Below are 14,129 nucleotides of genomic sequence, written 5' to 3' on the forward strand. Positions count from 1 at the left end.
GACCACGTGACCGACCCACTGATCAGCCCGGCCAACCCGCTCCGCGACCCGCGGGACAAGCGCCTCCCGCGCGTGGCCGGGCCGTGCGTGCTCGTGCTGTTCGGCGTCACCGGCGACCTGTCGCGCAAGAAGCTGCTCCCGGCCATCTACGACCTGGCGAACCGGGGGCTGCTGCCGCCGGGGTTCTCCCTGGTCGGCTTCGCCCGCCGAGACTGGGAGCACGAGGACTTCCGCCAGATCGCCCACGAGTCCATCAAGGCGCACGCCCGCACCCCGTTCCGCGAGGACGTGTGGACGCACCTGTCCGAAGGCATGCACTTCGTCCCCGGCACGTTCGACGACCCCGGCGCGTTCGACGCGCTGTCGATGGCCGTCAAGGAGCTGGACGACACCCGCGGCACCGGCGGCAACTACGCGTTCTACCTGTCGATCCCGCCGAAGTTCTTCCCGAAGGTCGTCGAGCAGCTGCGGCGCAGCGGCCTCGCCGACCGCAAGGACGGCTCGTGGCGGCGGGTCGTGATCGAGAAGCCGTTCGGCCGCGACCTGAAGACCGCCGTCGAGCTGAACGACACCGTCCACCGCGTCTTCCCCGAGGAATCGATCTTCCGGATCGACCACTACCTCGGCAAGGAGACCGTGCAGAACATCCTCGCGCTGCGGTTCGCCAACTCGATGTTCGAGCCGATCTGGAACCGCTCGTTCGTCGACCACGTGCAGATCACGATGGCCGAGGACATCGGCATCGGCGGCCGGGCCGGGTACTACGACGGCATCGGCGCGGCCCGCGACGTCATCCAGAACCACCTGCTGCAGCTGCTGGCGCTGACCGCGATGGAGGAGCCGACCTCCTTCAGCGCGGAGGCCGTCCGGGCGGAGAAGGCCAAGATCCTGTCGTCGGTGCGGGTGCCAGGCGATCTGGAAGGTTCCACGGCGCGGGGTCAGTACGCGGCGGGCTGGCAGGGCGGCGTGAACGTCCGCGGCTACCTGGAGGAGGACGGCATCCCCGCCGACACCCGCACCGAGACCTACGCCGCCGTCAAACTGGAGATCGACAACCGGCGCTGGGCGGGCGTCCCGTTCTACCTGCGCACCGGCAAGCGGCTCAGCCGCCGGGTGACGGAGGTGGCGATGGTGTTCCAGCAGGCGCCGCACCTGCCGTTCTCGGAGACCGACACCGAGGAGCTCGGGCAGAACGCCCTGGTCATGCGGGTGCAGCCGGACGAGGGCATCACGGTCAGGTTCGGCTCGAAGGTGCCGGGCACCTCGATGGAGATCCGCGACGTCAACATGGACTTCGCGTACGGCGAGTCGTTCACCGAGACCTCGCCCGAGGCGTACGAGCGGCTGCTGCTGGACGTGCTGATCGGCGACCCGCCGCTGTTCCCGCGCCAGGAGGAGGTCGAGCTGTCCTGGCGGATCCTGGACCCGATCGAGGAGTTCTGGGCGAGCCGGGGCGGCCTCGACCAGTACAAGTCGGGCGGCTACGGGCCCGACAGCGCCGACGAGCTGATGGCCCGCGACGGCCGCGCCTGGAGGAGGCTCTGATGAACATCGACCTCACGGGGACGACCACCCGGCAGATCCAGGACGCGCTGACGCAGTCCCGGCACCTGATGGGCGGCCCCGCCGTCGGCATGGTGCTGACCCTGATCATCGTGACGGACGAGTCCGCGCAGTACGACGCGGTGCGCGCGGCGACGGAGGCGGCGCGCGAGCATCCGTGCCGGGTGCTGACCGTGATCTCCCGCGACCCGCGCGGCAGCTCGTCCCGGCTGGACGCCGAGATCCGCATGGGCGAGACCGGGCCCGGCGAGACGGTGCTGCTGCGCATGTACGGGCCGCTGGCCGAGCACGCCGACTCGGTGGTCGTGCCGCTGCTGATGCCCGACACCCCGGTGGTGACGTGGTGGCCGGGCGGCAAGGTCCCGAAGGTTCCGGCCAAGGACCCGCTCGGCCGGCTGGCGCAGCGGCGGGTGACGGACTCCTACGCGGCCCGCGACCGGCTCGGCACCCTGGCGCAGCTCGCGGCCGGGTACCGTCCGGGCGACACCGACTTCACCTGGACGCGGCTGACGAACTGGCGGTCGCTGCTGGCCGCCGCGCTCGACCAGGACCACGACGAGATCGTGTCCGGCGAGGTGACGGCGGAGCCGGACAGCCCGAGCGCGGAGCTGCTGGCGGCGTGGCTGTCGATCCGGCTCGGCGTCCCGATGGACCGGGCGGTGTCGGAGGGGCCCGGCATCACCGGCGTCCGGCTGGCGACGACCGGCGGCGACATCGTGATCCACCGCCCGGACGGGCGCGTCGCGACGCTGTGCCGTCCCGGCCAGCCCGACCGGCAGGTGGCGCTGATGCGCCGCCCGATGTCGGAGCTGCTGGCCGAGGAGCTGCGCCGGCTCGACCCCGACGAGGTGTACCACGACGCCGCGGCCCGGTTCGCCAAGGACCTCGCGGGCGGGACGACGAAGGAGGGCACGGCGAGCGAGCCGCTGTCGGCGACGGCGGACGCGGCGAAGACCTGGCCCGCCAAGGAGGAGGCCGAGGAGCAGGGCCGGGACCACGCGGAGGACGCGTGATCCCCCTGTCGGTCCTGCTGCACCGCGACCAGGACGTCCTCGCGGAGGCGGCGGCGGCGCGGCTGGTGACCCGGATCGTGGACGCGCAGGCGGCCCGCGGGTCGGCGTCGATCGTGCTGACCGGCGGCGGCGTCGGCACGGCGGTGCTCGCCGCGCTGGCCGCGTCCGGCGCCCGCGACGCGGTCGACTGGGGCCGCGTGGACGTGTGGTGGGGCGACGAGCGCTTCCTGCCCGCCGGTGACCCGGAGCGCAACGAGACCGGCGCCCGCGCGGCGCTGCTGGACCACGTCCCGGTCGATCCGGCGCGGGTGCACCCGATGCCGGCGGCGGACGGCCCGGACGGCGACGACCCCGACGCCGCCGCCGCACGCTACGCCGCCGAGCTGTGGGCCGCCGCGCGTCCCGAAGACCGCGAGCGGGTGCCGCCGTTCGACGTGCTGATGCTCGGCGTGGGCCCGGACGCGCACGTGGCGTCGCTGTTCCCGGAGACGCCCGCGCTGCGCGACGAGCGCCCGGTGACGGCGGTGCGGGGCGCGCCGAAGCCGCCGCCGACGCGGATCTCGCTGACGTTCCCGTCGCTGCAGGCCGCGACGGAGGTGTGGGTGCTGGCCGCGGGCGAGTCGAAGGCGGAGGCCGTCCGGCTCGGGCTGACGGAGCCGTCGCCCCTTCGGGCGCCGGTCGCCGGGGCGCGGGGCCGGCAGGGGACGCTGTTCCTCCTGGACAGGGCCGCCGCCGCACGGCTCCCGCACGGCGCGGAGGGCCTGGCGTCCCCTTGACCCTGGCCAGGCCCCGGCCAGGCGAAATCCGACCATTCTCCGCGCTTTCGCATGCCTTGCGTAAAACCGTGCATACCCTGACAAAGGGACGCGTCAAGCGTGAGGAGTGCTCTGGTGCTGAAGGGCCGGACCGGAACGGCGATCGCGGCGATCACGGCGGCGGCGGCCATCGCCGCCGCGGGCTGCTCGTCCGGGGGCGACGGCGGCGGGGGCGGCGGCAAGGCCGAGGACGCGGTGAAGCTCGCCATCGCGCCCGCGACCGGGACCCAGCAGGTCGAACCCGACAAGCCCGTCACCGTCACCGCGGACAAGGGCAGGCTGACCAGCGTCACCCTCACCTACGGCAAGAAGAACGCCAAGGCCCAGGGGACGCTCGCCCCGGACGGCTCGTCGTGGAAGTCGGCGTGGACGCTGCGTCCGTCCACCACGTACACGGTGACCGCGAAGGGCGCGGGCGACGGCGGCAAGCAGGCCACGGCGACGTCCACGTTCACGACGCTGACGCCGCAGAAGAAGCTGGAGAGCGGCATGTCGCCGCTGGACGGCGAGACGGTCGGCGTGGGCATGCCGGTGCAACTACTGCTGTCCAGGCCGGTGAGCACGAAGGCCGGGAAGGCCGCCGTGGAGAAGGCCCTCGAGGTCAAGGCGTCCGAGCCGGTGGAGGGCGCCTGGACCTGGGTCAGCGACAAGGAGGTCGACTTCCGGCCCCGCGAGTACTGGCCGTCCGGGCAGAAGGTGAAGGTCGTCGCGCACCTGGCGGGCCTGAAGGCCGGCGAGGGCATGTACGGGATGAAGGACCGCAGCGTGTCCTTCACCGTCGGCCCGAAGCACGTCACCACCATCGACGCCAAGCGGCACCGCGCCACGGTCACCGACGGCGGCCGGACGGTCCGGACGATGAAGGTCAGCCTCGGCAAGCCGGGCCACGAGAGCTACAGCGGGACGATGATCGTCCAGGAGAAGGCGGGCCGCATCGTCATGGACTCCGCCACCACCGGCAACCCCGGCGAGTACCGGATCAAGACGAACTGGAACGTCCGCCTGACCTACAGCGGGACGTTCGTGCACTCGGCGCCGTGGTCGACCGACTCTCAGGGCAACGACAACGTCAGCCACGGCTGCGTGAACGCCTCCCCCTCGGACGCCAAGTTCTTCTACGACTTCGCCCAGCGCGGCGACATCGTCAAGGTGACCGGCACGTCGCGGCAGCTCCAGTTCGGCAACGGCCCGACGCCGTGGGCGAAGTCGTGGCAGGACTGGCTGGCGGGCGGCGCGACCGGCAAGCCCGTCACGGCCGCCCCGCTCAAGTGACCCGCCGGGCATCCGGCCCGTGAGGGTGGGCACACTGGGTGCCATGCAGAAGCTCTCGCTGGACGCACAGGTACGGGACCACTTGAAGCGCGCCGCGGCCGGCTCCACGGGACGCAGCGCCGAGACCGTCTACGGCGGGCACGAGCGCGTCCTGCGGCAGACGCTGATCGCCCTGACGGCGGGCACGGTGCTGGCGGAGCACGAGAACCCGGGCGAGTCGACGGTCATGGTCCTGCACGGCCGGGTGCGGATGCTGAGCGGCGAGCACTCCTGGGACGGCATCTCCGGCGACCTCCTCATCGTCCCGGACGCGCGGCACAGCCTGGAGGCCATAGAGGACGCCGCCGTGCTCCTCACCGTCGCCAAACTCGGCTGACCCGCTGCCGCCGCCGCCCGGCGATACCAAAGTCGACGGAGCGCCGACCTGCGGCCACTGCCGCGGGCGACGGCGGCGGTTAGCGTGGTGGACGTGATTCTCCGCAGGTCCGCACGCGAATGGAGCCGCGACGCCGCCGTCGCGGCGGCCGCCCTGATGATCGGGCTGCTGGTGCTGGCGGGCGCCCGGGAGGAGTATCCGGCGCCGCCGGGCTTGCTCGACGACGTCCGGGAGGCCGTGCTCGGGGGCGCCGGCATCCTGGTGCTGGTGCTGTTCCGGCGCCGGTGGCCGGTCGGGGTGGCGCTGGGCCTCACCTTCCTGGAGTTCGCCAGCTCCGTCTCGTGGGGCGCCACGGCGATGAGCCTGTTCACCGTCGCCGTCCACCGCTCGTGGCGGCCGGCCGTGGCCCTCGCCGCGCTGAACTCGGCGTTCGTCGTGACGGTTTTCCAGCTGACGGACGGGATGACGAGCCAGCGGGAGCGCTGGGAGGCGGCCATCGTGTTCGTCCTCGGCTACGCCGTGCTCGTCGCCGTCGGGATGCTCGTCCGGTCGCGGCGGCAGCTGATCGAGTCGCTGCACGAGCGGGCGCGATCCGCGGAGTCGGAGCAGCGGCTGCGGGTCGAGGAGGCGCGGCTGCTGGAGCGGGAGCGGATCGCGCGCGAGATGCACGACGTGCTCGCGCACCGCATCTCGCTGCTGGCCGTGCACGCGGGGGCGCTGGAGTTCCGCCCGGACACGCCCGCCGAGCAGCGCGAGGCCGCCGGGATCATCCGGCGGAGCGCCTACGAGGCGATGGAGGACCTGCGCGAGGTGATCGGCGTGCTGCGCGCCGACCCGAGAGACGCCGACTCGCCCGGCGCCGACCCGGAGCGGCCGCAGCCGACGCTCGCGGACCTGTCCGGGCTCGTGCTGGAGTCGCGGCGCGCCGGGGGCCGCGTCACGCTGGACGAGAACGTCCCCGACCCGGACCGCGTCCCGTCCCGGGTCGGGCGGCACGCGTACCGGATCGTCCAGGAGGGGCTGACGAACGCCCGCAAGCACGCGCCGGGCGCCGCCGTCCGGGTCACCCTCGACGCCGGGAAGGAGCTGGACATCGAGGTCGTCAACGCCGTCCCGGCCGGCCCGCCCGCGCTCGCCATCCCCGGCGCCGGGGCGGGCCTCGTCGGCCTCGCCGAACGGGTCGCGCTGCTCGGCGGCACCCTGGAGCACGGCCGCACCCGCGACGGCCGCTTCCGCCTGCACGCCCGCCTCCCCCTGTAGATCCCGAATGGGGCGGCGCGTGCCGGGAAGGGAACACGCATGGCAGCGAACCCTTCTGACCAGCCCGTTCTCGAAGAGCTCGACCGCGCCGAATGCCTCCGGCTCATCGCCGGCGGCAGGGTCGGCCGCGTCGCGTTCGACGACGGCGAGGGGCCCGCGGTCGTCCCCGTGAACTACTCCCTCGACGGCGAGGCGGTGATCTTCCGCACGTCGGTCGGCGGGCGGCTGAGCCGCAGCCTGCTGACCGTCGTGGCGGGCGGGGAGGTCCGGGCGGCGTTCGAGGTCGACCGGTTCGACGAGGCGAGCCACGAGGGGTGGAGCGTCCTGCTGCGCGGCGGCGCGCATCCGCTGTCGGACGCGGAGATCGAGCAGGCCGCGCTGGTCGAGCCGTGGCCCGCCGGGGAGCGCGACGCCTGGTTCCGGCTGGCGGCGCGGGAGGTCAGCGGACGGCGCGTGCAGCGGCCGTGAGGCGCCGCGGGCCATAGGGTGGCGGGATGGACTCCCCACCCGTCCGCGTCCTGATCGTGGACGACGACGCGCTCGTCCGGGCCGGCCTGTCGATGATGCTGTCGAACGACGCCGGGCTCGACGTGGTGGGGGACGTCGCCGACGGCGCCGAGGTCGTCGCCGCCGTCAACCGGCACCGGCCCGACGTCGTCCTGATGGACATCCGGATGCCCCGGCTGGACGGGCTCGCCGCGACCGAGCTGCTGCGCTCCCGCCGCGACCCGCCGGAGATCATCATCCTGACGACGTTCGACACCGACGACCACATCATGCGCGCGATGCGGGCGGGCGCGAGCGGGTTCCTGCTGAAGCACACCCCGCCGCCGGAGATCGTCCGGGCGATCCGGCAGGTCGCGGCCGGTGAGCCGATGATGTCGCCGGCGGTGCTGCGCAAGATGATGTCCTACGTCGCCGACTCCGGCGCCGACCCGCGCCAGGCCCGCGCCCGGGAGCTGCTGGGCCGCCTGAGCGACGGCGAGCGGGCCGTCGCCGCCCTCGTCGGACGCGGCCGGACCAACAGCGAGATCGGCGCTGAGTTGTCGCTCAGCGTCGCGACGGTGAAGGCGTACGTGTCGCGGCTGCTGACGAAGCTGGACCTGAACAACCGGGTGCAGATCGCGCTCCTCGTCCACGACGCCGCCTTCGACGATTAGTCCCCGGCCCCTGGTCCGCCGCGGGGCGCCAGCGGGACGTTCGGCAGCAGCAGCGCGGCCGCGAGCCCCACCGCGAGGACGGGGAGCCCGATCAGGAACAGGTCGGAGAAGGCGGCCGCGAACGACTCGGCGACGCCGTCCCGCACCGGCGCGGGCAGCGCGTCCAGCACCTCGGGACGGACGGCGTCGCGGAACGCGGGGACGCTCCCGTCCGGGACGCGGCGTCCGACCTCCTCGGCGAAGCGGCTCGACACGATCGCGCCGAACACCGCCATCCCGGCCGCGGTGCCGAGCATCCTCGTCGCGAAGACCCCGGAACTGGCCGCGCCCAGGTCGCGGCGCGGCGCGGCGTTCTGGGCGATGAGCATGACGACCTGCTGGGACAGGCCCGCGCCGAACCCGAGGACCGCCATGTAGCACCCGGCGGTGAGCAGGCCGGTGCCGGTGTCCATGGTCGCCAGCAGCGCGACGCCCAGCGCGCTGAGCGCCATGCTCGCGGCGGGCAGGCGGTGGTAGCGGCCGGTCCGCGCGATGTACTGCCCGGCGCCCATGGACGCGACGAGCAGGCCGATCATCATCGGCAGGAGCAGCAGGCCCGACTCCGTCGCCCCCACTCCCCCGACGACCTGGAAGAACATCGGCAGGTAGATCGCGAGGCCGAACCCCGTCGCGCCGCCGACGGCCGCCACGGCGCAGGCAACGGCGAACGACCGGTCGCGGAACAGGCGCGGCGGGATCACCGGTTCGGCGGCCGTCCGCTCGGCGAGGACCCAGAGGGCGAACAGCGCCGCCGAGCCCGCGGCCAGCGCGAGGACGACCGGCGAGTCCCACGCGTGGCGCGTCCCGGCCCAGCTGGTGAACAGCGTGAAACAGGTGACCGCCGCGCCGAGCAGCACGATGCCCGGGTAGTCGATCCGCGGCCTGCCCTCCGGCTTCGGGAGCCGCAGGAACAGGACGGTCGTGGCGGCGGCGGCGAGGCCGAGCGGCAGGTTGACGTAGAACACCCACCGCCAGGACGCGTGGTCGGTGAGGAACCCGCCGACCAGCGGCCCGGCGACGCTCGACACGGCGAAGATCAGCGCCGAGTAGCCCTGGTACCTGGCGCGCTCCCTCGGCTCGAACAAGTCGCCGGTGACCGCGAACATAGAGCTCATCAGGCAGCCCGCGGCGGCGCCCTGCACGACGCGGAACGCGATCAGCCAGTCCATGGACGGCGCCGCCCCGCAGGCCGCCGACCCGGCCAGGAACCCGGCGAGCCCGATCAGCAGGACCAGGCGGCGTCCGAACAGGTCGCCCAGCCGTCCCGACAGGGGCACGGTGACGCTGGCGGCCAGCACGTAGGCGGTCGACACCCAGGCCATCCGGCCGAGCCCGCCGAGGTCCCCGACGATCGCGGGCAGCGCGGTGCCGAGCACCGTCGCGTCCAGCGAGGACATGAGCCCGGCGAGCATCAGCCCGCCGAACGCGAGCCGCCGGTCCCGGCGGCCCATCAACGCAACCATATGCACCTCACATTAATATGCTGTAAACATGTGAATGCTATGCGCATGCATATGAGCTGCGCAACCTAGCTAGACTGGCCGGCATGAGCGAGGAGGCACTGGACGCCGTCGAGCGGAGCATGGTCAAGCTGCGGCGCGGCATGTCGCGGCAGCGGCTGGGCAGGGCCGCTATCCGGGAGCACAACCTGCCGGTGGACGTCCAGGTCCTGCACGTCGTGGACGTGATCGACGAGGGCCCCGACGACGCCGGCCAGGAGATGAGCGTCGGCCTGGTCGCCGCCCGCCTCGGCGTCGACGCCTCGCGCGGCAGCCGCATCGTCGCGGAGGCCGTCAAGTCCGGCTACGTCCGGCGCGTCGCGTCCCAGGAGGACGGCCGCCGCATCCACCTTGAGCTGACCGCCGAGGGCCGTGCCGTCGTGGACGCCACCCGCCGCACCCGCCAGGAGCACTTCGCCAAGGCCATGAGCGACTGGACGGACGCCGAACGCACCGAGTTCGCCCGCCTCCTCGCCCGCTTCGTCCACACCTACGACGGCTGACGCCCGCGCGCGACACCCGCTGCCCGCCGCCCGCCGCCCGGACGCGGATCCCGCCACCGGCTAGGCTCCGCGTGTGGACGAGGCCGAACTCCTGACCAGGGCGCGCGCGGGCGACGCGGCGGCGTTCGACGCCCTGGTCAGCCGCTACCGGGGCGAGCTGAAGGCGCACTGCTACCGCATGCTCGGCTCCCTCCAGGACGCCGAGGACGGGCTTCAGGAGTCGCTGCTCGCCGCCTGGCGCGGCCTGCCCGGGTTCCAGGGACGCAGCTCGCTGCGCACCTGGCTCTACCGGATCAGCACCAACGCCTGCCTGCGGCTCGCCTCGAAGCGTCCGCGGCGCGTCCTGACCCCTGACCACGGGCCGCCGCGCGGCGACGTCCACGACCTCGGCGAGCCGGTCCCGGGCCCGGTCTTCCTGGAGCCGTGGCCGGACGACGTCGCCGCCGCCGAGCCCGACCCGGAGGCGTCGTTCGCCCGCCGCGAGACCGTGGAGCTGGCGTTCGTCGCCGCGCTGCAGCACCTGCCCGCGACGCAGCGCGCGGTGCTGATCCTGCGGGAGGTGCTGGAGTTCTCCGCCGCCGAGGTGGCCTCGTTCCTGGACCTCACGCCCGCCGCCGTGAACAGCGCCCTGCAGCGGGCGCGGAAGGCCGTCCAGGAACGGGTGCCCGGCGCGAGCCAGCAGACCGAGCTGTCCGCGCTCGGCGGGGACGGGCGGCGCGAGCTGATCGACGCCTTCGTCACCGCCTGGGAGCGGGCCGACGTGGACGCCCTCGTCGCGCTGCTCGCCGAGGACGTCCGGTTCACGATGCCGCCGCTGCCCGCCTGGTTCGACGGCCGCGACGTCGTCGCCCGCTTCTTCGCCGAACGGGTCTTCGAGACGCCCTGGCGCCTCGTGCCGATCCAGGTGAACGGCCAGCCCGGGTTCGCCTGCTACCAGCGGAGCCCCGACGGCCGCTTCCGCATGGGCGCAATCAACGTCCTCAGCCTCCGCGACGGCCGGATCACCCGGATCTCCGCCTTCCTCGACCCCGCGCTGTATCCGCTGTTCGGCCTCCCGGAAGAATTTCCGTCCTGACCGATGAATCCGCGGCGCGCCGCGTCTCTCCCCCTGTGAAACGCCTGAATCACGAGGAGAAACCGATGCGCAAGCTGATCGTCGCCAACATCATCTCGCTGGACGGCTACTACGAGGGCCCCGGCAACGACGTCATGGCCCTGCCCTTCGCCGACGCCTTCAGCGAGTACAACGCCGAACGCCTCCGCGCCGCCGACACGGTCCTGCTGGGACGCAGGAGCTACGAGGGCTTCAAGAGCTACTGGCCGTCCATCGCCGACGACACGTCCCGGGCTCCCGTCGAGCGCGAGATCTCCAGGCTCATGAACGCCGTCGACAAGGTCGTGATCTCCGACACGCTCGCCCCGGCCCGGACGGCGCCGTGGCACAACACCGAGATCGTCGGCCGCGCCGACGCCCACGCCCGGGTCGCCGACCTCAAGGACGCCCCCGGAAAGGAGATCCTGGTGTTCGGCAGCCGCACGCTGTGGAACGACCTGCTGGCCGCCGGCCTGGTCGACGAGCTGCACCTCATGATCGGCCCGGCCTTCCTCACCGCCGGGACCCCGGTGTCCGGGGGCCGCTCGCCCGTCCCGCTCCGGCTCCTGGAGGCCCGCACGCTGCCCGGCGGCGAGCTCGTCCTCACCCGCTACGCCCCGGCCTGACACCGGACCGGACAGACGCCGGACCGGGCGGACGGTCAGCCGAGGCGGCGCCTCAGCAGGCAGAACTCGTTGCCCTCGGGGTCGGCGAGGACGACCCAGCTCTCCTCGCCGGTCTGCCCGACGTCGGCGTGCCGCGCGCCGATGGAGAGCAGCCGTTCCAGCTCGGCGTCCTGGTCGCGGTCGGTGGGGTTGACGTCGATGTGCAGCGGCAGCTTGCCGGGCTTCGTGTCGTCGCTGCGGGACAGGACCAGCGTCGGCTGGAGGCCGCCGAAGCCCTCCCTGGGCCCGATCTCCACGTCGCCGTCCTCCCGGTGCAGCACGACGAATCCCAGCGCCTCGCACCAGAACTCCGCCAGCGCCTCCGGGTCGCGGCAGTCGAGCACGAGTTCGCTGATCCGACACGCCACCGCGGGCACCCCGTTCCGTCACTCAAGATCGAACGTACGGCCCGCAGGCTAACACCGGCCGCTGCCGGCGGGGATCGTCGGTGGCGGGGATCGTCGGTGGTCCCGCCTAGGGTCGGGAGTCATGGATCTGGAGCTTGGAGGACGGAAGGCGCTGGTCACGGCCGGCAGCGGCGGAATCGGCGCGGCGGTGGCGGTGCGGCTGGCGGTCGAGGGATGCGCGGTGCTGGTGCACGGCCGGGACGCGGAGCGCGCGGCGGAGGTCGCCGCACGGGCGCGGTCGGCGGGCGGCGCGGCGGAGGTCGTGCTCGGCGACCTCACCGACGACGGCGCGGCGGCGGAGGTCGCCGGGCGGGCCGCGGCGTGGGGCGTGGACGTGCTGGTCAACAACGCCGGACCGGTCGCCGAGCACGACTGGGACGACGCCGAACCCGCGGCCTGGCTGGAGGCGATGAACGGCAACGTCCTGTCGGCCGTCCGCGTGATCCGGGCCGTGCTGCCGGGCATGCGCGAGCGCGGCTGGGGGCGGGTCGTCAACCTGGGGAGCCGGGCGGCGACCACTCCCCTGCCCAACCTGGTCGAGTACTCGGCGGCCAAGGCGGCGGTCGTCAACATGACCACGAGCCTGGCCCGGCATCTCGCCGGAACGGGCATCACCGCCAACACCGTCAGCCCCGGCGTGATCGTCACCGCGGGTATGCGCAAGCTGTTCGAGGACGGCGCCGCCCGGCGCGGCTGGCCGCAGGACTGGGACGAACTGGAGCCGCTGGTGACGGCCGAGTACGCGCCCAACCCGACCGGCCGGCTCGGCACCCCCGACGACATCGCCGCCGCGGTGGCGTTCCTGGCCAGCCCGCTCGCCGGGTACGTCAACGGGATCGACCTCCGCGTGGACGGCGGCCTCGTCCCCGTCCCCTGACGTGGACGAGTGGGCAAGCGCCCACTAACGTGAGCGCATGCCCACCGAGCCCCACCAGCACCGCCGAATGGCGGAGTCGTTCGGCACTGACGCCGAACGCTATGACCGCGTCCGTCCTCGCTACCCGGCCGAGCTGATCGAACGGATCGTCGCCACGGCTCCCGGCCCGGACGTCCTCGACGTCGGCTGCGGCACCGGGATCGCCGCCCGGCAGCTCCAGGCCGCGGGCGCCGCGGTGCTCGGGGTGGAGCCCGACGCGCGGATGGCCGGCCTGGCGCGGCGCCTCGGGGTCGACGCCGACGTCGCGACGTTCGAGGACTGGGACCCGGCCGGACGCGAGTTCGACGCGGTCGTCGCCGGCCAGGCCTGGCACTGGATCGACCCGGACGCCGGCGCGGCCAAGGCGGCGCGGGTGCTGCGTCCCGGCGGCCTCCTGGCGGCGTTCTGGAACGCGCAGCAGCTCCCGTCCGAGGTGGCGGAGGCCCTCGCCGAGGTCTGCCGCCGGGTGATCCCCGATTCGCCGATCGACTTCGGCGCGTTCACGAAGTCCGCCGTCGACCTGTACTCCGCCGGGCTGGACAAGGCCGCCGACGGGATGCGCCGGACGGGCGCGTTCGGCGAGCCGGAGAGGTGGCGGTTCGGCTGGGAGCAGCCCTGCACCCGGGACGAGTGGCTCGACCAGCTGCCCACCTTCGGCGCCTTCACGCGGCTCCCGCCGGACGGCCTGGCGGAGGTGCGGGACGGCGTCGCGCCCGCCATCGACCGGCTGGGCGGCGGCTTCACCCTGGCCTACACCACCCTGGCGATCACCGCGGCCCGGCGGGAGCCGACCAGCCGTCCTGACCGATGATGGACGCATGAAGCATCTCGGCATCCTCGCCCACAGCATGGAAGGCGCCGCGCTGTGCCTCCGCGCCTTCTGCCAGGAGGGCTTCCGGGAACTGGGCCCCGACGACCACCCGGACGTGACGCTCGACCTCATCGCGATGGCGCGGAGCATGCCCGCGTGGGACGCCGGAGACCACGACCCGATCCGGGCGACGCTGGCCGAGAGCGTCCGGCGGCTCGCGGGGGCGGGCGCCGACTTCTTCGTCTGCCCGGACAACACCGCGCACATGGCGCTCGAACGCCCCGGCACCGACCTGCCGCTGCCCGGCCTGCACATCGCCCAGGTCGTCGCCGAGCAGGCCGCCGGGGACGGCCGCGCCCGCGTCGGCGTCCTCGGCACCAGCTACACGATGGACGGCCCGCTCTACCCCCGTGAGCTGGCCGCGCGCGGCATCGCGGCCGAGGTCCCGGACGCCGCCGACCGGGACACCGTGCACCGGATCATCTTCGAGGAGCTGGTCAACGGCGTCTTCACCGACGACTCGCGGCGCGAGTACGTCCGCGTCATCGACCGCCTCGCCGAACGCGGCTGCGACGCCGTCGCGCTGGTGTGCACCGAGATCCCGCTGCTGGTCACGCCCGGCGTCTCGCCGCTGCCGACGCTCGACTCCACCCGCCTGCTCGCCCGCGCCGCCTTCGAGACGGCCGTCGGCCACCGCCCCTTCCCCGCATGGCGCGGCGGCCCCGTCCAGAAGTGAG

The 14,129-nt window shown here is 73.6% G+C and carries 16 protein-coding genes; 14 read left to right on the forward strand and 2 right to left on the reverse strand.

From position 1 onward, the window contains the following. Positions 1-6: 6 nt before the first annotated feature. The 8 genes from zwf (at position 7) to ACH35V_RS12585 (ending at position 7,459) form a co-directional block, all read left to right on the forward strand. On the forward strand, positions 7-1,545 hold the full coding sequence (zwf, locus tag ACH35V_RS12550; RefSeq protein ID WP_395972162.1) for a glucose-6-phosphate dehydrogenase: 1,539 nt from the start codon (positions 7-9) through the stop codon (positions 1,543-1,545). Continuing rightward, on the forward strand, positions 1,545-2,576 hold the full coding sequence (locus ACH35V_RS12555; RefSeq protein WP_395972164.1) for a glucose-6-phosphate dehydrogenase assembly protein OpcA: 1,032 nt from the start codon (positions 1,545-1,547) through the stop codon (positions 2,574-2,576). Before zwf ends, ACH35V_RS12555 begins: the two co-directional genes overlap by 1 nt. Continuing rightward, entirely contained in the window at positions 2,573-3,352 is a 780-nt protein-coding gene (gene pgl / locus ACH35V_RS12560) for a 6-phosphogluconolactonase (RefSeq protein ID WP_395972165.1), read from the forward strand. Before ACH35V_RS12555 ends, pgl begins: the two co-directional genes overlap by 4 nt. A 99-nt stretch (positions 3,353-3,451) precedes the next feature. After that, positions 3,452-4,663, forward strand: coding sequence for an Ig-like domain-containing protein (locus tag ACH35V_RS12565; RefSeq protein WP_395972167.1), 1,212 nt, complete (start codon positions 3,452-3,454; stop codon positions 4,661-4,663). A 43-nt stretch (positions 4,664-4,706) separates the two neighbouring features. Further along, complete coding sequence (locus ACH35V_RS12570) at positions 4,707-5,039, forward strand: cupin domain-containing protein (RefSeq protein ID WP_395972168.1); 333 nt, start codon at positions 4,707-4,709, stop codon at positions 5,037-5,039. Positions 5,040-5,132: 93 nt separating this feature from the next. After that, positions 5,133-6,299 carry a sensor histidine kinase gene (locus ACH35V_RS12575; protein WP_395972169.1) on the forward strand — a complete coding sequence of 389 codons (1,167 nt, stop codon included), beginning with the start codon at positions 5,133-5,135 and terminating at the stop codon, positions 6,297-6,299. A gap of 39 nt (positions 6,300-6,338) precedes the next feature. Further along, complete coding sequence (locus ACH35V_RS12580) at positions 6,339-6,767, forward strand: pyridoxamine 5'-phosphate oxidase family protein (RefSeq protein ID WP_395972170.1); 429 nt, start codon at positions 6,339-6,341, stop codon at positions 6,765-6,767. 26 nt (positions 6,768-6,793) lie between these two features. Continuing rightward, the gene (locus tag ACH35V_RS12585) at positions 6,794-7,459 is read left to right on the forward strand and encodes a response regulator (protein WP_395972171.1); all 666 of its coding nucleotides are present in this window, start codon (positions 6,794-6,796) and stop codon (positions 7,457-7,459) included. Here ACH35V_RS12585 and ACH35V_RS12590 read toward each other — a convergent pair. Continuing rightward, a complete protein-coding gene (locus ACH35V_RS12590) occupies positions 7,456-8,949 on the reverse strand; it encodes an MDR family MFS transporter (RefSeq protein WP_395972172.1) in 1,494 nt (497 codons plus the stop codon). The genes ACH35V_RS12585 and ACH35V_RS12590 overlap by 4 nt on opposite strands. A 95-nt stretch (positions 8,950-9,044) precedes the next feature. Between ACH35V_RS12590 and ACH35V_RS12595 the strand changes: the two genes are divergently transcribed. The 3 genes from ACH35V_RS12595 (at position 9,045) to ACH35V_RS12605 (ending at position 11,219) form a co-directional block, all read left to right on the forward strand. Beyond that, positions 9,045-9,500 carry a MarR family winged helix-turn-helix transcriptional regulator gene (locus tag ACH35V_RS12595; protein ID WP_395972173.1) on the forward strand — a complete coding sequence of 152 codons (456 nt, stop codon included), beginning with the start codon at positions 9,045-9,047 and terminating at the stop codon, positions 9,498-9,500. A 73-nt stretch (positions 9,501-9,573) separates the two neighbouring features. Beyond that, the gene (locus ACH35V_RS12600; protein ID WP_395972174.1) at positions 9,574-10,575 is read left to right on the forward strand and encodes a sigma-70 family RNA polymerase sigma factor; all 1,002 of its coding nucleotides are present in this window, start codon (positions 9,574-9,576) and stop codon (positions 10,573-10,575) included. Between the two features lie 65 nt (positions 10,576-10,640). Then, a complete protein-coding gene (locus tag ACH35V_RS12605; protein ID WP_395972176.1) occupies positions 10,641-11,219 on the forward strand; it encodes a dihydrofolate reductase family protein in 579 nt (192 codons plus the stop codon). 35 nt (positions 11,220-11,254) lie between these two features. On the opposite strand, the gene ACH35V_RS12610 is transcribed toward ACH35V_RS12605, so the two are convergent. Further along, on the reverse strand, positions 11,255-11,626 hold the full coding sequence (locus tag ACH35V_RS12610; RefSeq protein ID WP_395972177.1) for a VOC family protein: 372 nt from the start codon (positions 11,624-11,626) through the stop codon (positions 11,255-11,257). A gap of 121 nt (positions 11,627-11,747) precedes the next feature. On the opposite strand from ACH35V_RS12610, the gene ACH35V_RS12615 reads away from it, so the two are divergent. Genes ACH35V_RS12615 through ACH35V_RS12625 form a run of 3 tightly spaced genes read left to right on the forward strand, consistent with a single transcriptional unit; the run spans position 11,748 to position 14,128 of the window. Further along, complete coding sequence (locus ACH35V_RS12615; RefSeq protein ID WP_395972178.1) at positions 11,748-12,542, forward strand: SDR family NAD(P)-dependent oxidoreductase; 795 nt, start codon at positions 11,748-11,750, stop codon at positions 12,540-12,542. 37 nt (positions 12,543-12,579) lie between these two features. After that, positions 12,580-13,392 carry a class I SAM-dependent methyltransferase gene (locus tag ACH35V_RS12620; RefSeq protein WP_395972180.1) on the forward strand — a complete coding sequence of 271 codons (813 nt, stop codon included), beginning with the start codon at positions 12,580-12,582 and terminating at the stop codon, positions 13,390-13,392. A 7-nt stretch (positions 13,393-13,399) separates the two neighbouring features. Then, a complete protein-coding gene (locus ACH35V_RS12625) occupies positions 13,400-14,128 on the forward strand; it encodes an aspartate/glutamate racemase family protein (protein ID WP_395972181.1) in 729 nt (242 codons plus the stop codon). Position 14,129: the final 1 nt, after the last annotated feature.

Source organism: Actinomadura sp. 1N219 (assembly GCF_044326405.1).
Classification (GTDB): domain Bacteria; phylum Actinomycetota; class Actinomycetes; order Streptosporangiales; family Streptosporangiaceae; genus Spirillospora.